The 22,058-nt window shown below is 64.3% G+C and carries 20 protein-coding genes; 2 read left to right on the top strand and 18 right to left on the bottom strand.

Annotated elements, in window-relative coordinates; all coding sequences use genetic code 11:
• Window positions 1–66 precede the first annotated feature (66 nt).
• The 14 genes from ftsH to DNX69_RS21495 form a co-directional block, all read right to left on the bottom strand.
• Complete coding sequence (gene ftsH / locus DNX69_RS21560; RefSeq protein WP_110788036.1) at window positions 67–1,983, bottom strand: ATP-dependent zinc metalloprotease FtsH; 1,917 nt, start codon at window positions 1,981–1,983, stop codon at window positions 67–69.
• Window positions 1,984–2,211: 228 nt separating this feature from the next.
• Window positions 2,212–3,249: a tRNA lysidine(34) synthetase TilS gene (gene tilS / locus DNX69_RS21555; protein WP_110788035.1), complete on the bottom strand. Its 1,038-nt coding sequence runs from the start codon at window positions 3,247–3,249 to the stop codon at window positions 2,212–2,214.
• Window positions 3,250–3,302: 53 nt separating this feature from the next.
• Window positions 3,303–4,340: a tol-pal system protein YbgF gene (gene ybgF, locus DNX69_RS21550; RefSeq protein WP_110788034.1), complete on the bottom strand. Its 1,038-nt coding sequence runs from the start codon at window positions 4,338–4,340 to the stop codon at window positions 3,303–3,305.
• A gap of 156 nt (window positions 4,341–4,496) precedes the next feature.
• Window positions 4,497–4,994, bottom strand: coding sequence for a peptidoglycan-associated lipoprotein Pal (gene pal / locus DNX69_RS21545; RefSeq protein WP_110788033.1), 498 nt, complete (start codon window positions 4,992–4,994; stop codon window positions 4,497–4,499).
• 322 nt (window positions 4,995–5,316) lie between these two features.
• Complete coding sequence (locus DNX69_RS21540; protein WP_110788216.1) at window positions 5,317–6,063, bottom strand: N-acyl amino acid synthase FeeM domain-containing protein; 747 nt, start codon at window positions 6,061–6,063, stop codon at window positions 5,317–5,319.
• Window positions 6,064–6,248: 185 nt separating this feature from the next.
• Complete coding sequence (locus tag DNX69_RS21535; protein WP_110788032.1) at window positions 6,249–8,579, bottom strand: putative bifunctional diguanylate cyclase/phosphodiesterase; 2,331 nt, start codon at window positions 8,577–8,579, stop codon at window positions 6,249–6,251.
• A gap of 169 nt (window positions 8,580–8,748) precedes the next feature.
• Complete coding sequence (tolB, locus tag DNX69_RS21530) at window positions 8,749–10,083, bottom strand: Tol-Pal system beta propeller repeat protein TolB (protein WP_110788031.1); 1,335 nt, start codon at window positions 10,081–10,083, stop codon at window positions 8,749–8,751.
• 72 nt (window positions 10,084–10,155) lie between these two features.
• The gene (locus DNX69_RS21525; RefSeq protein ID WP_110788030.1) at window positions 10,156–11,139 is read right to left on the bottom strand and encodes a protein TolA; all 984 of its coding nucleotides are present in this window, start codon (window positions 11,137–11,139) and stop codon (window positions 10,156–10,158) included.
• A 48-nt stretch (window positions 11,140–11,187) separates the two neighbouring features.
• A complete protein-coding gene (locus DNX69_RS21520) occupies window positions 11,188–11,661 on the bottom strand; it encodes a biopolymer transporter ExbD (protein ID WP_110788029.1) in 474 nt (157 codons plus the stop codon).
• A gap of 34 nt (window positions 11,662–11,695) precedes the next feature.
• Window positions 11,696–12,406, bottom strand: a complete 711-nt coding sequence (gene tolQ, locus DNX69_RS21515) for a protein TolQ (protein WP_110788028.1) — start codon at window positions 12,404–12,406, stop codon at window positions 11,696–11,698.
• A 306-nt stretch (window positions 12,407–12,712) separates the two neighbouring features.
• The gene (locus tag DNX69_RS21510) at window positions 12,713–13,618 is read right to left on the bottom strand and encodes a sigma-70 family RNA polymerase sigma factor (RefSeq protein ID WP_110788027.1); all 906 of its coding nucleotides are present in this window, start codon (window positions 13,616–13,618) and stop codon (window positions 12,713–12,715) included.
• Window positions 13,602–14,066 carry a carboxymuconolactone decarboxylase family protein gene (locus DNX69_RS21505; protein ID WP_110788026.1) on the bottom strand — a complete coding sequence of 155 codons (465 nt, stop codon included), beginning with the start codon at window positions 14,064–14,066 and terminating at the stop codon, window positions 13,602–13,604. The genes DNX69_RS21510 and DNX69_RS21505 overlap by 17 nt, the downstream gene beginning before the upstream one ends.
• Window positions 14,067–14,214: 148 nt before the next feature.
• Window positions 14,215–14,682, bottom strand: coding sequence for a DUF2852 domain-containing protein (locus DNX69_RS21500; protein ID WP_110788215.1), 468 nt, complete (start codon window positions 14,680–14,682; stop codon window positions 14,215–14,217).
• A gap of 141 nt (window positions 14,683–14,823) precedes the next feature.
• On the bottom strand, window positions 14,824–15,528 hold the full coding sequence (locus tag DNX69_RS21495; protein WP_110788025.1) for a TetR/AcrR family transcriptional regulator: 705 nt from the start codon (window positions 15,526–15,528) through the stop codon (window positions 14,824–14,826).
• 426 nt (window positions 15,529–15,954) lie between these two features.
• On the opposite strand from DNX69_RS21495, the gene DNX69_RS21490 reads away from it, so the two are divergent.
• Window positions 15,955–17,754, top strand: a complete 1,800-nt coding sequence (locus tag DNX69_RS21490; protein WP_234827045.1) for a di-heme-cytochrome C peroxidase — start codon at window positions 15,955–15,957, stop codon at window positions 17,752–17,754.
• Window positions 17,755–18,347: 593 nt separating this feature from the next.
• Here DNX69_RS21490 and DNX69_RS21480 read toward each other — a convergent pair.
• Window positions 18,348–18,524 carry a DUF2934 domain-containing protein gene (locus tag DNX69_RS21480; RefSeq protein ID WP_110788022.1) on the bottom strand — a complete coding sequence of 59 codons (177 nt, stop codon included), beginning with the start codon at window positions 18,522–18,524 and terminating at the stop codon, window positions 18,348–18,350.
• Between the two features lie 206 nt (window positions 18,525–18,730).
• Here DNX69_RS21480 and DNX69_RS21475 point away from each other — a divergent pair, with 206 nt between their 5' ends.
• Entirely contained in the window at window positions 18,731–19,519 is a 789-nt protein-coding gene (locus DNX69_RS21475; RefSeq protein WP_110788021.1) for an SDR family NAD(P)-dependent oxidoreductase, read from the top strand.
• A gap of 16 nt (window positions 19,520–19,535) precedes the next feature.
• On the opposite strand, the gene DNX69_RS21470 is transcribed toward DNX69_RS21475, so the two are convergent.
• The 3 genes from DNX69_RS21470 to DNX69_RS21460 form a co-directional block, all read right to left on the bottom strand.
• The gene (locus tag DNX69_RS21470) at window positions 19,536–20,117 is read right to left on the bottom strand and encodes a TetR/AcrR family transcriptional regulator (protein ID WP_425327317.1); all 582 of its coding nucleotides are present in this window, start codon (window positions 20,115–20,117) and stop codon (window positions 19,536–19,538) included.
• A gap of 110 nt (window positions 20,118–20,227) precedes the next feature.
• Complete coding sequence (locus DNX69_RS21465; protein WP_110788020.1) at window positions 20,228–20,695, bottom strand: DUF1348 family protein; 468 nt, start codon at window positions 20,693–20,695, stop codon at window positions 20,228–20,230.
• A gap of 57 nt (window positions 20,696–20,752) precedes the next feature.
• On the bottom strand, window positions 20,753–21,967 hold the full coding sequence (locus DNX69_RS21460) for an OpgC domain-containing protein (RefSeq protein WP_110788019.1): 1,215 nt from the start codon (window positions 21,965–21,967) through the stop codon (window positions 20,753–20,755).
• Between the last annotated feature and the right edge of the window lie 91 nt (window positions 21,968–22,058).

Below are 22,058 nucleotides of genomic sequence, written 5' to 3'. Positions count from 1 at the left end.
GTCGCGCCGGGCCATAAAAAAACGCGGCGTCGCCGCCGCGTTTTGCAACAATCCAATCCGTCAGGCTTACGCCTGCGGCTGCGGCTCGAGGCCCGGATCGGGCCGCGGCCGCGGCTTGCCGGCGGGCGGCACCGCGGAGGTGCGCGGGCCCGACGGCTCGAGGACCGATTCGCGGTTCGGCTTCTTGCCGTTGATCAGGTCGGTGATCTCGTCGCCGGTCAGGGTCTCGTATTCAAGCAGGCCCTTGGCCAGCGCTTCGAGGTCGGCGCGGCGCTCGGTGAGGATGCGCTCGGCCTCCTTGTAGCCCTCTTCGACCAGCCGTTTGATCTCGGCGTCGATCTTCTGGATCGTCGCCTCGGAGGCGTTCTGGGTGCGCGACACCGACATGCCGAGGAACACTTCGTCCTGGTTCTCGCCGTAAGCCACGGTGCCGAGCTCTTCCGACAGGCCCCAGCGGGTCACCATCATCCGGGCCAGCTTGGTCGCCTGCTCGATGTCCGACGCCGCGCCCGAGGTCACCTTCTCACGGCCGAAGATCATCTCCTCGGCGACCCGGCCGCCCATCATGATGGCGAGGCGCGAAGTCATCTGCTCGAGCGACATCGACAGCTTGTCGCGCTCGGGCAGCTGCATCACCATGCCGAGCGCACGGCCGCGCGGAATGATGGTCGCCTTGTGGATCGGGTCGGTAGCCGGGACGTTGAGGCCGACGATGGCGTGGCCGCCTTCGTGATAGGCGGTGAGGAGCTTCTCCTCTTCCGTCATCACCAGCGACTTGCGCTCGGCGCCCATCATCACCTTGTCCTTGGCGTCTTCGAATTCGGTCTGGGTGACCATGCGCTTGTTGCGCCGGGCCGCCATCAGGGCCGCTTCGTTGACGAGGTTCATCAGGTCGGCGCCGGAGAAGCCCGGGGTGCCGCGCGCGATGTTCTTCAGGTTGATATCCGGCGCCAGCGGCACCTTTCGGACATGGACCTTGAGGATCTGCTCGCGGCCGACAACATCCGGATTCGGCACCACGACCTGACGATCGAAGCGGCCGGGACGCAGCAGCGCCGGATCGAGCACGTCGGGCCGGTTGGTGGCAGCGATCAGGATCACGCCCTCATTGGCCTCGAAGCCATCCATCTCGACCAGCAACTGGTTGAGAGTCTGCTCGCGCTCGTCGTTACCACCGCCGAGACCGGCGCCACGGTGACGGCCGACCGCGTCGATTTCGTCGATGAAGATGATGCACGGCGCATTCTTCTTGGCCTGCTCGAACATGTCGCGGACGCGGCTGGCGCCGACGCCGACGAACATTTCAACGAAGTCCGAACCCGAGATGGTGAAGAATGGCACGTTGGCTTCGCCCGCGACCGCACGCGCGATCAGGGTCTTACCGGTGCCGGGAGGGCCGACCAGCAGCACGCCGCGCGGGATGCGTCCGCCGAGGCGCTGGAACTTGCCCGGGTCGCGCAGGAATTCGACGATCTCCTGCAGGTCCTGCTTGGCCTCATCAACGCCGGCGACGTCTTCGAAGGTGACGCGGCCGTGCGCCTCGGTCAGCATCTTGGCGCGCGACTTGCCGAAGCCCATCGCCTTGCCGGCGCCGCCCTGCATCTGCCGCGACAGGAAGATCCAGACGCCGATCAGCGCGATGAACGGCAGCCAGGACACCAGCAGCGAAACGAACCACGGCACGTTGTCGCCCGGCGGCTTGGCGGTGATCGACACCTTGCCGTTGTAGAGGCGGGTCACGAGCGACGGATCGTTCGGCGCGTAGGTCTGGAAGGTCGAGCCGTTGGTGAAGGTGCCGCGGATTTCCTGGCCCTGGATCACCACGTCGCGAACGTGGTTCTGATCGATCTCGCTGAGCAGCTGCGAGAACGGAATTTCCTGAGACGCGGTGCGCTGGCCCGGATTCTGGAAGAGGGTGAACAGCGCCAACAACAGCAGCACGATGATGACCCAGAGGGCGAAATTGCGCAGATTGGCGTTCATCGGTCTTCCTTATGGGTCGCGCGGATCGCGACCGGGTGGGCCCTGCGGCGCCGAAACGATGGCCCTGCGGGAGATTCCCGCGAGCCGGCCCGCCTAATCTAGGTGTGAGCCGGCCCCCTGCCAAGAGAACCACACAGGACTATTTGGCGCATTCTAACTGGTTTCTCGCTCAAATCGTGGCGATCACGACGTCTTCATGCGGGTGGTTAAACGTCCGTGCAGGACGGCTCAGCGACTGCGGCCACGTCGCGGCGGTGCCGGGCCGATCATCAGGCGATCCTTGGTGAGCGTCACGATCGCGCCCGCCAACGTCTGCCTGAAGCGGATTTTGCCGGCCGGGGCAGCCTTGGTCATGGCCTGCAGCAAGGCCGCGGAGAGCGTCTCGACCTTGCCGAGCTCCGGCAGCCCCTCGTAGCCTTGCTGGGTCAGCCACCGAAGCAACAACCGAATCCTGATTTCTGCCGGAAGCTCCAAGAACGCGACCGCATCGACGCCCGGGCGTTCCGAGGTCCCGCCCAGGGACGCCAAAAACTGCGCGGCGCCATCGGCCATCCGTTCGAGCGCGGCGTCGGCCCTCGCCGCCCGCGCCGCGAGCCGGGCCAATGAATATGCATTGCAGCCTTCGGCGGCGAGCAGCGGCATCAGCTCGCGCCACCGCGGCCGGGCAAAGCGCGGGTCGGCATTACTCGGATCCGACGCAAAGCCGACTTTGGCTTTCGCCAGCGTCGCGAGCAGACGCGCCTTGGGGACATCGAGCAACGGCCGCGCCAGCACCACACCGTCGCGTTCCGTTTCGCGGGCCATCGCCGCAAGGCCGGTGATACCGCTCCCCCGCGACAGCCGCATCATTACCGTCTCGGCCTGATCGTCACGGGTATGGGCGATCATGATGTGGGTCGCGCCGGCGCGCTTGGCCGCCCCCGCCAGCAGCGAATAGCGGGCCGCGCGCGCAGCAGCCTGAATGCCGGAGGACGGCTTGGCGCCGTGCCACTTCAGCGTGCGGTGAGGCAGATCGAGCGCTGCTGCCTGCCGCTTGACCGCGCGGGCTTCCAGCGCAGCCTCCGGGCGCAAGCCGTGATCGACGGTAACGACTGACAGTGCCGGCCCCCGCTTCAGGGCTTTGCGCCAGCGCGCCGCCAGCCACATCAGCGCCAGGGAATCAGGCCCCCCTGAGACCGCCAGCACGATCGCCGGCGCAGCCTTCCAGTCGGCGAACAGCCGGCTCGCCTCCCGCGCGGAAATCGGCTCGTCATCGGTCCCGGACATCGGCCGCCCGTCTGCCGGTTGTCACGCCTCGGCGGCGCCGAGGACGTGATGAATCAGCACTTAAGCTTCTTCTGCTCGCGTTCGACCGCTTTCTTCACGCCGGACGAAGCGTGCGGATATTTGCGGCTGACCTCACCGAGGGCAGCGCAGGCTGCTTCTTTTTCCTTCAGTGCGGCCAGCGACTGACCGAGCCGCAGCAACGCGTCCGGCGCTTTGCCGGACTTCTCGTGCTTGCTGGTCACCGCGAGAAACGCTTCGGCGGCGTCGCGGTACATCTGGCGCTGGAAGAAGCTCTCGCCGAGCCAATATCGCGCGTCCGCGGCCAGCGGATTGTCCGGATACTTCTGTGCGAAGTTGCGCATCGTCTCTTCAGCCAGCGCGTAGTCGCGGCGCTGCATGTAGCCGATGCCGAGATCGAACTCGTCGCGCGGTGATTGCGACGGCGGCTGCGTCGTCAACGCGCCCCCGGCGGGAGCCGGCGGCTGTTGCGGCGCGGACGGAGCGCCGCCTTGCGGATAGCCTCCCTGGACGTAGCCGCCGCTGCCGTTCGACAGATCGATCGGGGCGCCCGGGGTGCGGCCGGCCGGCGTGCCGCCGCCCTGCTCCATCGGCATCTGCCCGCCTCCGAGCGGCCGTGGGACACCCGGCGCATTCGGGTTCTGCGACGGATCGAAGGCATCGCCGCGCCGACCGCCGCCTGCCGGAGCGGTCGGCTGCGGCTGCACCATCGGCGCCTGCTGACCATAGCCGGGCTGCTGACCGTAACCCGGCTGCTGCGGCTGACCGTAGGATGGCGCCGGCTGCGGGGCCGGTTGCGCCGCACCGGGGGTGGTCGCCGGCTGCTGCGCGCCGGGCGCGCCAGGTGCACCGGCACTGCCCTGCAACTGCCGAAGCTGATCCTCGAGCTTGCGATTGCGATATTGCAGCTCTTCGTTCTGGCCGGTCAGCGTCCGCAGCCGGTCCTCGAGCTGCTGGATGCGGATCTCGGGATCGACCTCACCACCATACTGCTGGGCCAGCGCGGGAGCGGCGACGACGAGCGTCGCCATCAAAGCGAGGTTGCGTGCGGAGACGGCAAAACCTGATGACATGACAGTCCGACGAGTTGGAGGGCGCACCGAGCGAACGGCGCTGGATTGATCGTCGTACTACGCCAAAAATGTGACTGAGGCGACGGCAGAAACTGCCGCACAAACAAAAACGGTGCCCAGCGGGCACCGTTCGCAAACTCAGATCGATGCGTTGGCTCAGGCGCCAGCGTTCAGCACGGTCACAGCACGGCGATTCTGCGACCAGCACGAGATGTCGTTGCAGACCGCCACCGGCCGTTCCTTGCCGTAGGAGATCGTCCGCATCCGCTGCGCGTCGATCCCGCGCGACACCAGATAGTTGCGAACCGACTGGGCGCGACGCGCACCGAGCGCGATGTTGTACTCGCGGGTGCCGCGCTCGTCGGCGTGGCCTTCGATGGTGAAGGTGTAGCGATTGTAGGTCTGCAGCCACTGCACCTGCTTGTCGAGCGTCGCTACCGCCTGCGGCGACAGATCCGACTGATCGCTCTCGAAGAAGACGCGGTCGCCGACGTTGACCACGAAATCCTGCTGGCTGCCCGGAGTGGCCGCACCGGCCATCGCACCGTCGGCACCACCGAGCCCGTTCTTGTTGGCGCAAGCCCCCATCGACAGCGCCACCGCGAGCACCGCGGCCAGCTTCAATCCCTGGAGGATTCGCTTGTGATTGGTCATTCCGGAGCCTCCACGCTCGCGATATTCCGACTGTGGTTTCGGTCTACAGGGCGATGGTTAAGCGAACGTTCCGTCAACCTTGACGAGGTGTTGCCGAACTCGATCAATTGCCCCCGGTCGGCCAAAAGCAAACGCGATGGTTAATGAGGAGTAAATGTGGCGTCAGAGTGAAGCTGTGGCGTTCCATTCCTGGATACGTGCCGGCAGGGCGGAGCCACCATAGCCGGCAGAAGGCCACGCCTGCATGATTGATGATCGTCGGTCTATGCCGACGATCATTCTGAAAACGAGTTCGATCGAGTTGGCCGCAGGCCGCGCGTTGTCAGAGGTGCGTCCGACCGAGTGAGAGCGGCACGAGATTTGGGGCCTCGGCCAGAGTCAAATTCGGAACCCTCCTCGCGTGTTCGAACAAGCTGCGCCGCTCGGATTCACTCGAGCGTAAGAACGGATAACGGGCGTATAGCTTGTCGCGCATCGCAGGGAAGTCGATCTCCATCAGGCTGATTGGCTTTTTCAGCCCCGGATAGGGCCGAGATTCACAGATCAAGCGCATCATCACCCGACGATAGAATGCCTGATGTTCGCTCCTCACCGAAGCTAGGCCAATGTCTGCGTTAAAGTACTCACAGGACACATTAGCCAGACGCAGAGTGAGATACGGTAGTTCGGGCAGTCGATTGGCGCTTGTAGGGTCCGCTACGAATCTTGTCGGATCCACGATGACCTTGCCCTCCGCCAGCCAGGGCTGAAGGAAGTCCGGGAAGACGTCCATCGAGGGGGAGTCATGATAATCCGGGGATGCAACTGTGATCCGCAGTGAACTGCTGAGCTCCCCTTCATAGAACACGCCGAAGATCCATGAATTCGGCAGATTATCGTACCGGTCAGTGACGATGCCGCTATTATTGGCATCGATCGCCCCTTCTTTGAGGTAGGCGCGATATCGCAACCGGTAGATCGCCTCGCGTTCTGCGGGAGTTTCGGCGAGTCGATAATCGACCTTCTCAAGCAACGCGAGCCTTCGGGTGGCGATACGGTTTTGCTGTTCTGCTGGACGTACGACTCCCATCACTCTCACCCCACCCACATGTCCGACAACACACCGACCGTACGAAAACGTTAACGAATCCTTAACGGCCCGGCAAAGCATTAGAATTATTAGGGTTAATTGTTATAATTCCACTGTGGTGAATTTCCAGCGACGATGGGGGAATTGAAGGAAATTTTGCCTTGAGGACGTGCCCCGGAAAGGACTTAGGCGATCGATCGAGTCGGCAAAGACAGGACCTTGCCGTCTTTTTGGCGTCCACCCTGCGACGCGTTCAGCAATTGCCGAATGCGCTGGGCAGGGACCGGACGGCTGAACAAATAGCCCTGAGCCTCGGTCACGGTGCCGTCGGCGCTGATCAATTCAAGCTGCTCGTTGGTTTCGATGCCTTCCACCACTACGGACATCCCGAGGTCACTGCTCAGCCGGGCAACGCCGCGCAGCAGTGTCAGAGGCCGGTCGCTGTCGATGCCCTCAAGGAAAGAGCGGTCAATCTTGACCTTTTGGAGGGGGAAGCTGTGCAGATAGCTGAGCGAGGAATAGCCGGTGCCGAAATCGTCGAGCGAGATCCGCACACCCTCGGCATGAAGCTGCTGCAGCGCGTCGTGGGTCCATTGCGTGTTGCGCAGCAGAGACGATTCGGTGATCTCGATTTCGAGGCGCCTTGCCGGTAGGCCGGAGACTTCAAGCGCGTAACGCACTTCAGTGAGGACGTCTCGCTGATGGAACTGCTGCGACGAGAAATTGATCGCAACGCTCACCGGATCCGGCCAAAGCATGCACTCCATGCATGCTTTGCGCAGAATCCAGCGGCCGAGATCGACGATCAGCCCCATCTCCTCGGCAACCGGAATAATATCGACCGGTGAGACTGTGCCGCGGACCGGATGATTCCAGCGCAACAGCGCTTCGCAGGTTGTGATCTTGCCGGATTTGAGATTCACCAGTGGCTGGTAGTAAAGTTCGAATTCTTCGTTGGCGAGCGCCTTGCGCAGATCGAGTTCGAGAATGCGGCGCGCCTCGACGGTCTGGGCCATTTCTTGACGGAAGAAGCAGAAATTACCGCGACCATCGGCCTTAGCGCGGTACAGCGCCATGTCGGCGTTCTTGAGCAGGATGTCGGCTTTGGCACCCGGTGACGTCATGGCGATCCCGATCGACGCGCCGATCTCGACGACGTGGTGGTCAATCAGATAGCGGTCGCTGAGCCGATCGACGATCCGGCGCGCCAGTGCGGCTGCGTCCTCGTTCGACGTAATGTTCTGCTGAAACACTACGAATTCGTCACCGCCGAAGCGCGCCACGAGGTCGTCCGGGCGCAGCATATCGCGCAGCCGCTCGGCGACCGAGCACAGCAGACGGTCACCACAGGGATGACCGAGCGTATCGTTGATCTGCTTGAATTGGTCTAGATCGATGAACAGCAGCGCCGATAGTCGTGTCTTGCCCCGGCCATGCTCGGCTTCGAGAATCCGCTCGATTTCGTCGCGGAAGCTGACGCGGTTCGGCAGCGCCGTCAGTTCGTCGTAGCGCGCCAAATGGACGATTCGCGCCTCCGCGTTGCGGCGCTCGGTGATGTCCTCGATCAGCACCACGGCGCCACCGTCCGCCATCGGCTGAAACGTCCAGCACAGCGAACGGGGAACCACCTCATCACCGACCGTGACGATTTCGCCCGCAAGTCCGTTCTCGATCTCGGACAGAATTAAGCGGCCATTGGCCGCGGAGATTGCCCCGATCGCCACGCAAGCGGAGATGATCTCCGTCGCCGACGGTGAACCCTTGGCGAGTTCGGTGCGGAGACGCATCATGTCGGCAAACCGATGGTTCATCACCGCAAGACGGCCGTCGGCGCGGAACATGCAAAGTCCGTGCGGCATGTTGTTCAGCGCGGTATCAAACTGGTTCGCCAGCGCCGCTTCACGCTCCCTGCCGGTCCACGCATTGAGATAGATCCGCTGTAAGCTAGATGTCAGATGACGTATGGAAATGAAAAACACCGCACTGAGTACGGCGAGCGTCAAATAATAGACTCCTCCGATCATCACCATCGCGAAGATCAGTGGGCCGCAGCTCAGGAGCACCTGTAAGTGGAAAATCTGAGGGCGTCCAAACGTGCGTCCAACGCCGGCTGAGGTATATGCCACAACGGTTGCAATGCACAGCATATGCGCGGCTGAGTCCTCGGTCCCGAGTAATACGGCCAGAGACCAGAGGCCAAGCGAGATTCCGTGAGCGATCGCGCCGAGTCGATAGCGGCGTTCCCAGATCTCAGCTTCCTCCACTGTGAGTGGAGCATTGCGTTGTCGGTAACGCCGCATCTGCAGAGCGCGTGCGAAGCCGATCAAGACGAACAACGGAACACATAGCCAATTCAGGATGTTTCCAGTGACGATCCCGATTACGGCGCCGGCAATTGCAGGCCCAAACGCCCCGACAATCATCGGCGCCGGATTCATGAACAACGAGTCGACCAGGCCCGCGTGAATCGCAGGCGACGTCTGCTCCGAATCCTGTTCGTGTCTGGCAAGCTGCATAAGGCGCAAGCGTGTCCTTTCGGACTCGTTGTATCCTGGGCAGATGAAGTCTTTCTGAGGGAACATGCTTAGCAGATCATTGCCATGTTCACCTGAACGACCAGTCAGCGCGCATGCGGAACTTGCCGCGTTCCCCGTCGGGACCTTATTGGAACTCAAGATTCGATAATCAGGACAGCAGCGGCGACCAAGCCGGGTCCGACGCGTAGCCGGGGGTAGGAACCCGCAGCTCGTTGCGGCCCGAGACGTCGACTGTGAACAGCGACGGACCGCCCTTGCCGCCGGGATCGCGGAAGAACATCAGCACCCGGCCGTTCGGCGCGAAGGTCGGGCCCTCATTGTGGAAGCCGGAAGTCAGGATGCGTTCGCCCGAACCATCCGGCTTCATAATGCCGATCGCGAACTGGCCGCCGCCCTGCTTGGTGAAGGCGATGTAGTCGCCGCGCGGCGACCACACCGGAGTCGAATAGCTGCCGTCGCCGAACGAGATTCGCTGCGCCTGCCCGCCGCCGGCCGGCATGATGTAGATCTGCGGCTTGCCGCCCCGGTCGCTCTCGAAGCAGATCCGGCTGCCGTCGGGCGCGTAGGACGGCGAGGTGTCGATCGCCGGGGTGTCGGTGAGCCGTGTGGTCGCCTTGGATCGCAGGTCCATCACGAACAGGTTGGAATTGCCGCCCTGCTGCAGGCTCATGATGATCTTCTGGCCGTCCGGGGAGAACCGCGGCGCGAACGACATGCCAGGGAAGTTGCCGACGATCTCGCGCTGACCGGTCTCGACATTGAACAGATACACCCGCGGCTCGCCCTGGCCGAACTCCATGTAGGTGATTTCCTGGGTGCTCGGCGAGAACCGCGGCGTCAGCACAAGATCGGTGCCGCGCGTGAGATAGCGCACGTTGGCGCCGTCCTGGTCCATCAGCGCAAGACGCTTAACCCGGCGCTCGGCTGGTCCGCTTTCGTCGATGAACACCACACGGCTGTCGAAGTAGCCCTTCTCGCCGGTCAGACGCTCGTAGATCTGGTCGGAGATGATGTGGGCGATCCGCCGCCAGTATTCCGGCGAGGTGAAATACTGCTGGCCGGCGAGCTGCTGGCCGGTGGCGACGTCCCACAGCCGGAACTCGGCCTTCAGCCGGCCGTCGCCCTGCCGCGTCATCCGCCCGGTCACCAGCGCCTGGGCGTTGATGCTCGCCCAGCTCTTGAACTGCGGCGGCACGTCGATGTTGCTGATCTTTTCCAGATACGCAGCCTGATCGATCGGCGCGAAGAGGCCCGAACGCTTCAGGTTGTTGGTGATCACCTGCGAGACGCCGGCTCCGACTTCGTTGTCAGACGGCGTGCCGGCGACGAAATTCGGAATCGCGATCGGCAGCGGCGCGACGTTGCCTTCGGTGATCTGCACCCGGGCCTGGCCAAACGCGTCGCGGGCAGGACCGAGTGCGAGCGCGCCGGCGGCCGTCGCGGCGGAGATCATCAATTGGCGGCGATTGAGGTCAAACGACATGGCGTGCAATCCATCGGGTCGGTCAGGTGATCCGCGCCGGAGGGCGCGAGCAATGGGGAACGGCGTCTCGCATCAGGGGCGCCGATCGGTGAACACGGGAGCGAAGAACTTCCATTCGTCGAAGAACTGGGCCGGCAGGTTGTACGGCTGGCATTCGATGATCGCGCGCAGCGCGCTCTCCTGATACACGCGCAAGTACGGCGTCGACGGATGCCCATCCGGCTGCGGCATGGTTTCCAGGGTGCCGTCGCGCTTCAGACGAATGACGAACGCCGCTTCGGCGCGCTGCGCCTCGATGCCGCCATACGGCTTCTTCCAACAGCGCTCGACCTGCGACTGGAACATCGCACCCCAGGTCGCGGAGTTGTCGGCGGACTTGCCCTTCGACAATCCGAGCGCCGCGTTGGAGTTCAACACGTCGCCGGCGACCGCATTGCGTGTCGGATCGCGCTTGTCGAGCAAAGCCGCAATCTTGGACTGATCGAACACCCGCTCGGCCTTCTGCTTGGTCGGCTCCGGCGGCTTGGCGGCGGCTTGAGTCGGCTTCGGCGGCGGCTTCTTCTTTTCTTCCTTCTTCAGCGCCTCGGCGATCGGATCAACCTTCGGCTCCGGCTTCTTCTCGGCTTCCTTGGCCGGCTCCTTGCTGGGCTCGGGCTTCTTTTCGGCCTTCTTCGGCTCTTCTTTTTTCGGCTCTTCCTTGACCACCGGCTTGGGCGGATCGGGCTTCTTCTCGACCGGCTTGTCTTCCGGCTTCGGCTTGGGCTGAGGCGGCGGCGAGGTATCGGTCACCACCGGCGCCTTCTCGCTGATCTTGCCGACGGTGTCGTCGACCGGCTTGGCCTCGGCGACCTTCTCGACCAACGGCTTGGGATTTTCCTTCTTGCCGGTACGCATACCGGCCATCACCTTGGCAAGCTGATCTTCGGAGATGGTATCGACCGCAACCGAATCCTGCGGCTCGAGCTCGAACGCCTTGGAGGTGAACGACAGCATGGCCCAGCCGAGCACGAGGACGTGCAACGCCACCGACGCAGCCCATGTCTTGTCGATCTTCACCTTCAGAATTCCTGCTCCACCTTCGCGGCCGACGCCGGCGGTGCCGGCTCAACCCCCCTGTTCGGGAACGATGACGATGTTCGCCTTGAAGCCGGCGGTCCGGATGTTGCCGAGCAGCTTCATCATGTCCGTATAGCAAACGTCCTTGTCGCCCCGCAGATACACCACGTTGTCGGTCTCCGACCTCGTCTCGCGGATCGCCTTCATCTTGGCTTCCAGTTCGGAGGCCGCGATCGGGCTGTCTCCGAGATACAGCTCGACCTGCGAGTTGCAGGTGCCGCCGGTACGCTTGACCGACAGCGTCAGCGGCGGCGAATTCGACTGGATCTGATTGCCGCCGCGGGCGACCGGCAGATCGATGTCGATCGAGGTGGTAAGCAGCGGCGCCGCAACCATGAAGATGATCAGCAGCACCAGCATCACGTCGACCATCGGGGTGACGTTGATCTCCGCCATCACCGGGCGCCGGGCGCCGCGGCGCCGACCGCCGCCTCCGCCGCCGGTGGCTACGTTCATTCCCATGATCGAATGCCCGCTGTGCTCACCTGGCCTCCGTTCACGTGCGCTCGTCGATCTGCCGCGACAGGATCGCCGAGAACTCGTCGGCGAAGCCTTCCAGCCGCTGCGTCTGCCGGTTCACTTCCGACGTGAACTTATTGTAGAAAATTGTCGCCGGAATTGCGGCGATCAGGCCGATCGCGGTGGCGAACAGCGCCTCGGCGATACCGGGGGCGACCACTGCCAGCGAGGTGTTCTTCGACGCGGCGATCGACTGGAAGCTCGACATGATGCCCCAGACGGTGCCGAACAGGCCGACGAACGGGCCGGCCGAGCCGACGGTTGCCAGCACCAAGAGGCGGCGTTCCAGCCGTTCGACTTCGCGGGCGATCGAGACGTTCATCACCTTCTCGATCCGCATCTGCAGGCCGGCGAAGGAGCGCGAATGACTTTCGAACGAGCGCTTCCACTCGCGCATCGCGGCGACGAAACAGGCGGCCATCGAATGCGTCGGCTTGGCCGACAGCGCGCGGTACAGTTCGTCGATCGACTCGCCGGACCAGAACGCCTGCTCGAAGCGATCCATCGCGCGCTTGGTGCGCGAGAACAACAACAGTTTGTCGATCGCGATCGCCCAAACCCAGATCGAACAGCCGAGCAGCCCCAGCATGATCGACTTGACCACCCAGTGGGCGTGCCAGAACAACGAAATCAGCGACACGTCCGTGGAGACCGCCGGAGCAAGCTGTGTCACGTCGGCCGGGTTCATCGTCGCAATCCTCTCACACGTTTCGGCATCGGCCGATTCCGCCAAAGGCTCCGGCTCCCCGCGGCCACGCGCCGCGATCTGGCCCAAGCGCCACCGTGGGAGCCTTCAGTTGTCGCAGGGGATGGCCTGTGCGAAGCCGGCCCCTCAATCCCCTGTCAACGTGTCAAAACAAGGGCTGATGCCGCGTTTTGACGTATCTCACCAAACCCTCATCAGGGTTAATAAGGGGTTACTATAACAGGGAAAATACCAGCGATCGGGGGCTGGGCGTGCTCCTGCCGGCCGCGATGGGACGGCCGGTTGCGGTCAGCACAGGCCGTCGGAGGCCGATGCCGGGTGCAGATGCCGGAGCTTGTCGGGGTTCCGGACCACGTAGATCGCGACGATCCGCCCCCCGGTAATGTCGAGCGCGGTGGTCTGGATCAGGCCGTCCGGCTCACGCGAGACAAAGCCGGGAAGACCGTCGATCACCTGCACGGCGAGCAGCGAACTCGCCCCCGCCGGCGTCTTGCGCGCAATCCCGGCGAGCAGGCGCGCCACCCGGTCGCAGCCGCGGATCGGGTTGATCGCTGCCGGTCGCTTGCCGCCGCCATCGCTGACGAACACCACCTCGTCCGCGAGTAAAGACGTCAGCGTGCCAAGATCGCCGCTCCGCGAGGCGTGGAAGAACGCAGCGGCGATCGCCTGCCCCTGCTCGGCCGAGACTGGAAACCGCGGCCGCTCGGCCCGGACATGCCCTCGGGCTCGGGCCGCAAGTTGCCGGCAAGCGGCGGCATCGCGGCCGAGCGTGGTTGCGATCTCATCGAAGCCGACGCCGAATACGTCGTGCAGCAGAAACGCGGCACGCTCCAGCGGCGACAGCCGCTCCAGTGCCAACATCAGAGTCAGCGTGATGTCGTCATCCTCGGACTCGGGCTCCGGCGCGACGATCGGCTCCGGCAGCCACGGCCCGACATAGGTCTCGCGCCGCTGCCGCGCCGATTTCAGCACGTCGAGACACAGGCGGGTGACGGTCCGCGTGAGAAAACCTGCCGGGTCGCGCACCTCACTGCGATCGGCGCGGTGCCAGCGCAGGTAAGCGTCCTGCACCACGTCTTCGGCTTCGCTGATCGAGCCCAGCATCCGGTAGGCGACGCGGAGAAGCCGCGGCCGCAGCGGGGCGAAGCTCGCTGCGGCGTCGTCGGCGAGCGCTGACTCAGGAGGCCTTGGCATGAGCGGCGGCGACCGGATGGATCAGGCGGAAGCCGATCGCGAGGCGATTCCAGGTGTTGATCGCGCCGATCAGCATGGTGAGATTGACCTGCTCGGCGGCGCTGAACTGCTGCGCCAGCACCTCGTAGTCCGCGTCCGGCGCATGCGTTTCGGCCACCAGCGTCAGCGCCTCGGTCCAACCGAGCGCGGCGCGCTCGCGGTCGGTGTAGAGCGGCGACTCGCGCCAGGCATTCAGCAGATACAGCCGCTGCTCGGTCTCGCCATGGGCGCGGGCATCCTTGCTGTGCATGTCGAGGCAGAACGAGCAGCCGTTGATCTGCGAGGCGCGCATCTTCACCAGTTCGATCAGGCTCGGCTCGAGGCCGCTATTCTTGATCGCGGTTTCGAGCGTGACCATCGCCTTGTAGGTTTCGGGCGCGGCGCTGGCGGGGTTGAGGCGGGCTTTCATCGTCGTCTCCTGCGGTTGGATGAGGATAGGACGAGACAGCGGCGTCGGGTGTGACATTGCCGCGAGCCAAATCGCGACAGAAAAGAAGCCGCCCGCCTGGGGGCACAGGCGGGCGGCGGTTGGCGCTGAAGGCTCAGATCAGGCGCGATCAGCCCTGCGCCGAATTGTCGGCGGACGGGTTCGGCTTGGTTCGGTGCTGCGCCATGAACGCGTCGAACTCTTCCTTGTCCTTGGCGTGGCGCAGGCGCTCGAGGAATTCCTTGAACTGGACCTGCTCTTCTTCCAGCCGGCGCAGCGTCTCCATCCGATACTCATCGAAGGCGCGGTTGCCGCTCGACGGCGGGCCGAAGCCGAAGCCACCGCGATCCATGCGGTTGCGCATCCGCTCCATCTTCCACTGCATCCGCTCCATCTTATTTGCGAAGCGATCGCGATCCCAGCAACCCATGTTTCTGCTCCAGAGCGTGTAGAAGAGAAGTGCGAGGCCGATCGGCCACCAGACGATGAAGCCGGCCACCGTCAGCAGGATCCAGCCCGGGCTCCAGGACGACCGTAGCGCGGGCTGGTAGCGCGCCCCGGGGGGACCCCATCGGTCGTAGTCAGCGGCGTTGGCCATTTGCTTCTCCATCGGCTCGATGCCGTTGTGAATGTAAATAACATTTACATACTTGGGCGGTTCTATCGGTTTGTCAAGAAAGACCGGCCCGAGGTTTGGTGGATTTTTCGCCGCAGGGCTCACCCGGCGCAAAGCACGCGATCAGACGGCCGGGCCCCAGGGACCAGAACGCCTTGGTTCGGCGGGCTTTTCTGTCGCCGCCGCGGCGTCGGCCGAAAACCCGAGACCACGCAGATAGATCAGCACGCCGGCTTCGAGCAGCTCTTCGGGCGCCATCGGCAGTTTGCGCCGAGCGGCATCGCCGCGGCCGAACAGCGAGGCGATGCCGTGGGACATCGACCAGATGTGCAAGGCCATCATCAGCGCCGGCGGCCGGGTCACGCCCGGCGGGGTCAACGCCGCCAACCGCTCTGCGGCGGCACGGATCACGTTGAAGGCGCGTTCCGAAGCGGTCAGCAGCATCGGATCGACGTCGATCGGAACGCCGGATTCAAACATGGCCGAGTAGTAGGCCGGCTCGTTGCGGGCGAACGCCAGATAGGCCGGACCGACCCGCATGAAAGCGGTGATGGTGTCAGGACGGCCGTCGTTCCAGGCCTTGGCGAGCACCTGTTCGAACAGCTCGAAACCCCGCTGGGCGATGTTCGACAACAGTTCATCGCGGTCGCGGAAGTGGCGATATGGCGCCGCCGGGCTGACGCCGGCCATCCGGGCCGCGTCCGCGAAGGTGAAACCGGCCGGGCCCTTCTCGGCGATCAGCCCGAGCGCGGCCTGCAGCAGCGCTTCCTTCAGATTGCCGTGATGATAGCCGCGCTCGGCGCGGCGCTCTTCCTTGCGCCAGCTCATGTGAAGGGCTTTTACATGAGGGGGGACGAAAGGTCACGGGCGATCGTGCGGCGTCAAAACCATGCGGCGAACCCGCGGCAGCCGCGATCCGACGGCATCGCCTGCGGCAAACTGAAGGCAGCCGCCGCCCGGTCCGGCCCTCCTCTACCTGGCACATCGGCACCGCCTGTCCGGTCGCCCACTCGCACGCGATCAGCGGCGGCGCCGTTCAACATTCCGCGAGACGGCAGAGTTTTTGCCCAGTCATCCACCGCATTATACCTTCTCGTCCTGATCGATTATCACAGCCGACAAACTTTTTAGTTGCATTCGACCGGCTGACAGCACGAGACTTGCGGCGTTCCAACTAATCAGTTCAGACGTTCATTTCTGAGGGGGATGACGATGCGTGTCCCGTTCCGGCGATTAGTTCGTGCATTTCCGATAATGACCGCACTGCTCGGCGCCGTCGCGGCGCAAGCGCAGACGCAGACTCCAATCTTCGCCGACCAGGGCAGCGATTGGACCGCCGCGACCCGCGCGGATTTCTACGAGCGCGACCAGGGCTCGCGCATGATCCCGCTGTCGTGGCTGAAGGCGCTGCGACAACCGGACGGCCAGCCGTTTCTCGAGGCGAGCCTGTCGCGTTACGGCTATCTGCCGAATCCCGCCAACACCGACGGCCTGCCGGTCGGCTTCAGCACGTCCGGCGCCGCCGGCTCCGAGATCGTCGGCATGACCTGCTCGGCGTGTCACACCCGCCAGATCAGTGCCGAAGGAAGGACCTATCGGATCGACGGCGGGCCGGCGATCGTCGACTTCCAGACCTTCGTGGCCGATCTCGACGCCGCCGCCGGCCGCGCGATCGCCAACGATGCCGAGTTCAAGGCGTTCGCCGCCCGGGTGCTGAAGACCGCCCCGCCCGATCCGGCCGATGTCGCGGCGCTGCGCGTGTCCTTCGATCTCTGGTACTTGCGCTTCCACACGCTGATGCAGAAGGCGCTACCGAAGCACCAATGGGGACCAGCGCGGCTCGACGCGGTCGGCATGATCTTCAATCGGCTGACCGGCCTCGACCTCGGCCCGCCACCGAGCTTCCTGATCGCCGACAACATCAAGGTCGCCGACGCGCCGGTGCGCTACCCGTTCCTGTGGAACGCGCCGATCCAGGACATGACGCAATGGCCCGGTTTCGCCGACAACGGCAACGACATTCTGGCGCTGTCGCGTAATCTCGGCGAAGTATTCGGCGTGTTCGGCATCTTCCAGCCGACCAACAACGGCATCTACGTCAACTTCCTCAACAACAACTCGGCGAATTTCGACGGCCTCGGCAAGCTCGAGAATCTCGTCAAGAAGATCGGCCCGCCGAAATGGCCGTGGCTGGTCGACAGCACGCTCGCCGCCAAGGGCATGGCGATCTACAACGCCGCGGGAAGCTGCGCAGACTGCCACGGCATCAAGCCCGGCGTCGTGCGCTTCTTCCACAACAACACCTGGAAGACGCCGATCCAGAACGTCGGCACCGACACCAAGGAATACGACATCCTGGCGTGGACGGCGAAGACCGGCGTGCTGCAGGGCGCCTTCATTCCGCTGGTCACCGCGCCGCTGAAGGAAACCGATCTGGCGTTCAACATCCTCGCCACGTCGGTGATCGGCTCGATCGCCGAACAGGCGCTGCGCGCCGCCGGCGGCTCGCCGACTTCGGCGCCGATCGCGACCGCACAGGCGCCGTTGTCCGACAAGGCGCTCGCTGAGCGCAAGACGTCGCAGCCTGCCCCGCAGCTTCTGCCGCTGCCGCCGGAGCTGCGCGACCTGCGCGGCGCCTTCCACGGCATCACGCCGCCGCCCGCACAGCTGAAGAACTTCTCGGTGCAGGGGCTGCAGATCCCGGCGCCCGCGGCAGCTCCGCCCGCGCCGCCGCACGGCGCCTACGAGGCGCGCGTGCTGCAGGGCATCTGGGCCGCCGCCCCATATCTTCACAACGGCTCGGTGCCGAGCCTCGCGGAACTGCTGAAGCCGGCAGCGCAGCGCGTCAAGCAATTCAAGGTCGGCCCGGCCTACGACATCGTCAATGTCGGACTCGCCGCCGACCAGACCGCATTCGACTACACGCTCGTGACGACCGACTGCAGCCACCTGAACTCCGGCGACAGCAATTGCGGTCACGAGGGGAAGGGCTTCGGCACCGATCTGTCGGACGACGACAAGCGCGCGCTGCTGGAGTATTTGAAGACGCTGTAACGGCCGCATCGCTCGCCGTCGCCGACTTCGCGGCGACGGCAGCGCGATAAGGGCTTTGCGACCGCCTCGGCCGACAATCCGAATGCAGGATCATGATCCGACGCTGGTGCCGGACCGATCACTGCAGCAATACCGATCGGCGTCTGCGCTGCAGTGCAATGACGCCTCCCTGCAAAAGCACGCAAGCGTACATTCGCATCGAACAAATTCCCGCCGCATTGATTGACGAACGTTCATGCATCGCTATTCGCAGAGTGGGGACTCTAAGTGCGAATGGTCGTCGCGGGGTGTTCAGCGTATCTCATCAACGATCAAGTCCGGCGCGAATCATTGTCGGACTCTGCCTGTGCGATGCAGGCGGTCTCAGATCGTATTGCCCGCGGGGACCGCAGCAACGGCTCTGCAGACTGGGGAGAAAGCCGCATGAACGACACGACCAAACTCGTAGCTTCTCGCGCGTTCGCGCATCTGCTCGCAGCAGCGGCGCTGCTGACCATCGCGGGCGTGGTATTCTACGTGCGTTGACCTTCGTCGGATGCAACTGATCGAACGCCGCCGGCACAGAATGCCGGCGGCGCTTCTTTTGATAACGGTCAGCTATTGGTCGTAACGCTCGGATCCGACTGAAGCCGATCGTAAGTTTCTTTTTCGCCGCGGACTTCCTGTTCCGCCTGCAGCCAGAATTCTTCGCTCCGGCCCTCCGGCTGCCCTTGCGCTTCCCACAACTCGCGGGCGCGATGCCGAATTCGCTGTTCGATGTCGTCTTGCATACCAGACCTCCAGACCTCAACGGCGGCGTATCCGCCTGAACACGAAGTTGTATTTCAGTTCGATGTAAACCAGATGTCGTCGACTTGTTCCCTGGCCGCGAGTGCCGCGACGGCCTGCCACGCTGGACAGCATTGGCACGGCGCTGGCATGTGGAGCTTCGACCGCCGCCCTTGCGCTCGATGACACTCACATGACTGGAATGCCCATGACCGTATCCTCGCCCCACGTCGCACTGGTGACCGGTGCCGCTCGCGGCATCGGCCTCGCTGCCGCCAAACGCTTTCTTGCCGATGGCTGGTCGGTGGCACTGCTCGACCGCGACGACGAGGGCCTGCGCGTTGCGATGGACGATCTGGCGCTGCCGGATCGCATGATCGCGCTCCATTGCGACGTCGCCGATCGCGGGTCGGTGTCGCGCGACATCGCGGCGATCACCGAGCGGTTCGGCCGGCTCGATGCGTTGGTCAACAATGCCGGCATCGCCGTGTTCAAGCCGCTGATGGACACCACGCCCGACGAGTGGCAGCGGGTGATGGACGTCAACCTCACCGGTCCGTTTCTGATGACTCAGGCTGCCGTGCCGCTGATGCGCGATTCCGGCGGCGGCGCGATCGTCAACATCACCTCGATCTCGTCGCTGCGCGCGTCGACGCTGCGCGTCGCCTACGGATCGAGCAAGGCCGGACTGGCTCACTTCACCAAACAATGCGCGGTCGAACTCGCCGCGCTCGGCATCCGCGTCAACGGCGTGGCGCCCGGCCCGGTCGACACCGCGATGGCCAAGCAGGTCCACACCCAGGACATCCGATCCGACTATCGCGATGCAATTCCGATGGCGCGCTACGGCCTGGAAGAGGAACTCGCCGAGGCGATCTTTTTCCTTTGCAGCGAGCGAGCCAGCTACATCACTGGGCAGATCCTGGCAGTCGACGGCGGCTTCGATGCCGCCGGCATCGGCCTGCCGTCGCTGCGCGGCGAGCGCAAGAACAGCTAGGCGGCAGCGGGCCGCGTCAAGCCGCCATCAACCTCGTCTTCAGATCGGACAACGCGCGGGTGAATACCGCGGCATCGTTTCGCGCGCGGGCCAGCACCAGGGCGCCCTGGATCGACAGCACCGCATCCTCCGCGCGGCGCCGCGCGGTGGCTGCCGGCAAGCCGCAGCGGCGCAGTGCGACGGCGAGTGCGTCCTGCCAGCGGGCGAAATAGTCGTTCACCGGGGCGGCGAATTCATCGCGCGCGTGGCCGAGTGCGATCACTCCGACCAGACAGACGCGATGACCGGAGCGGAAGTAGCTGTCGACGCCGGACAGCATCGCCGCAATCGCAGCCCGCGGGTCGGACGGATCGCGCAGCGGCGCGAAGATGTTCGCTTCGAACCAGCCGTCGATCTCGGCCAGCACTTCTTCGGCCATCTGCTTTTTGCCGCCGGGGAAGAAGTGATACAGGCTGCCCTTGCCGAGCCCGGTCGCTGCGCTGATCAGAGCCAGCGACGCGCCCTCGTAGCCATGGGCGCGAAACACTTCGCCGAGCAGCGGCAGCAAAGCGGCGCGGTCGGTGGTTGCTTTCGCGGCGGGTGGTCGCAGTGTCTTCACGGGCTACAGATCGAGTCAGCAACAACCCCATCGCCCTCATGGCCGGGCTTGTCCCGGCCCCGTCGGATGTGATCAGTTGCCTTTGGTTCTTTATCAGTTCTGCATCGAACTTAAAACGGCTCCGCGGCCAGCCCGGGTACATCGGCCGGGCGCGGCCCCGGCGCCGGCCAGTGGAAACGGCGGTCGCCCTCGCTGATCGCGACGTCGTTGATGCTTGCCTCGCGCCGGCGCATCAGACCGTCGTCGTCGAACTCCCACTGCTCGTTGCCGTAGGAGCGATACCAAAGCCCGGCGTCGTCGTGCCACTCATATTGAAAGCGCACGGCGATGAATCGGCCGTCGAACGCCCAGAGATCCTTGACTAGGCGGTAGTCCTGTTCCTTCGCCCATTTGCGGGTCAGGAACTCGACGATGGCGTCGCGGCCTTGCAAGAAGTCGGCGCGATTGCGCCAGCGACTATCGGGCGTATAGGCCAGCGACACCCGAGCTGGATCGCGCGAGTTCCAGGCGTCTTCGGCCATCCGCACTTTCTGGGCGGCGGTCTCACGGGTGAAGGGCGGCAACGGCGGACGCGACATCACGGCTTCTCCAAGGCGAACGGGACGCCGCCAAACTGTACCGATCGGTACAACGAGTCAAGCGCGCTCGGCCGACTTCATCTCTGGCGCGGATGTCTCGGCGCTCGGCGCCTTCTCAGCCGGTGTCTGCTGCTGATCGCCGTGTTCGATCGGCACGGTGGGCGGAACCGTCACCAACGTCGGCAAGGTCCGATACCAGGTCGCCAGCCAGGCCACGCCGGTCATCAGCCCGATGCCGCCGACGCTGACCAGGATCTGCATCGCGATGCTGCTCGACACCTGCACAAGGATCCAATGTGCCGTGAAGGCGAGAATCACACCGAAGCAAAACACCGGCAGCGAGCGCTGGCCGCAGAGGATGATCGGGCGCAGCCACTCCGAGCGCAGCGCCGGCAGATCCGGCGGCAGCAGCTTCACCACGATCGCGAGCAGCGCGAGAAAATGGATCAGCCGCACCGGGGCCAGGCTGGTCTTGTCGATCGGATACAGGATCTTGCCGATCGATTCCGGCACCAAGCCGTACAGCGCTTCGAAATTCCACGACAGCGCGATCACCAGTGCGACCACCACGATGGTCCAGCTCAGCAGCTGGTTGGGCAGCGACTTCACCCAGGGGCGGATCTGCGGACCGTTGCCGAAACCGCACCAGATGCCGAACACGAACAGGAACTGCCAGGCGAACGGATTGAAGTACCAATGACCGTCCGGGAACGACGGCAGGTTCCAACCGAAGTGACGCGAAGCGAAATACAACGCCGCCGAGCACACCAGGGTCAGATGCGGACGGCGTAGCAGCCCCCACAGGATCAACGGCGCAGCAACGACCAGCACGATATACAGCGGCAGCACGTCGAGATTGACCGGCTTGTAGGTCAGCAGCAGCGCCTGCTGGATCATGACGTCGGGATTGGCGAGGAACTGCGCGACGTTGAATTCGTCCTTGTACATCGGATCGTCGAACCGACGCGCCGCGCGGGCGACCTGCGCGGTGAAGAACAGGAACAGAAAGATGTGCGCGACATAGAGCTGCACCGCGCGGGTCCACAGCCGCTTGGTCGCCGCCACCATTTCGCCGGAGCGAACCGCCGGCCCATAGGCGAAGCCGATCGAATAGCCGGAGATGTAGACGAAGAACTCGGCGGCGTCGCAGAAGCCGTAGTTGCGCAGCGTGAACCAGCTGAGAAAATTGTAGGGAATGTGATCGATGAGGATCATCCACTGGCCGACGCCACGCAGGAAATCGAGCCGCAGATCGCGCTCGCCCTGCCCCATCAGCGCAACCTCGCGGGCCCGTATTCCCTTCGTCACGTCTCGTCCTTCCAGCGCGACCGAATCAACCGTTACGCAGACAATCTAACCGATG

The organism is Rhodopseudomonas palustris (genome assembly GCF_003226555.1).
Classification (GTDB): domain Bacteria; phylum Pseudomonadota; class Alphaproteobacteria; order Rhizobiales; family Xanthobacteraceae; genus Rhodopseudomonas; species Rhodopseudomonas palustris_I.
Note: the sequence above shows the minus strand (reverse complement) of the source record. Positions and strands in the feature narration are given on the sequence as shown.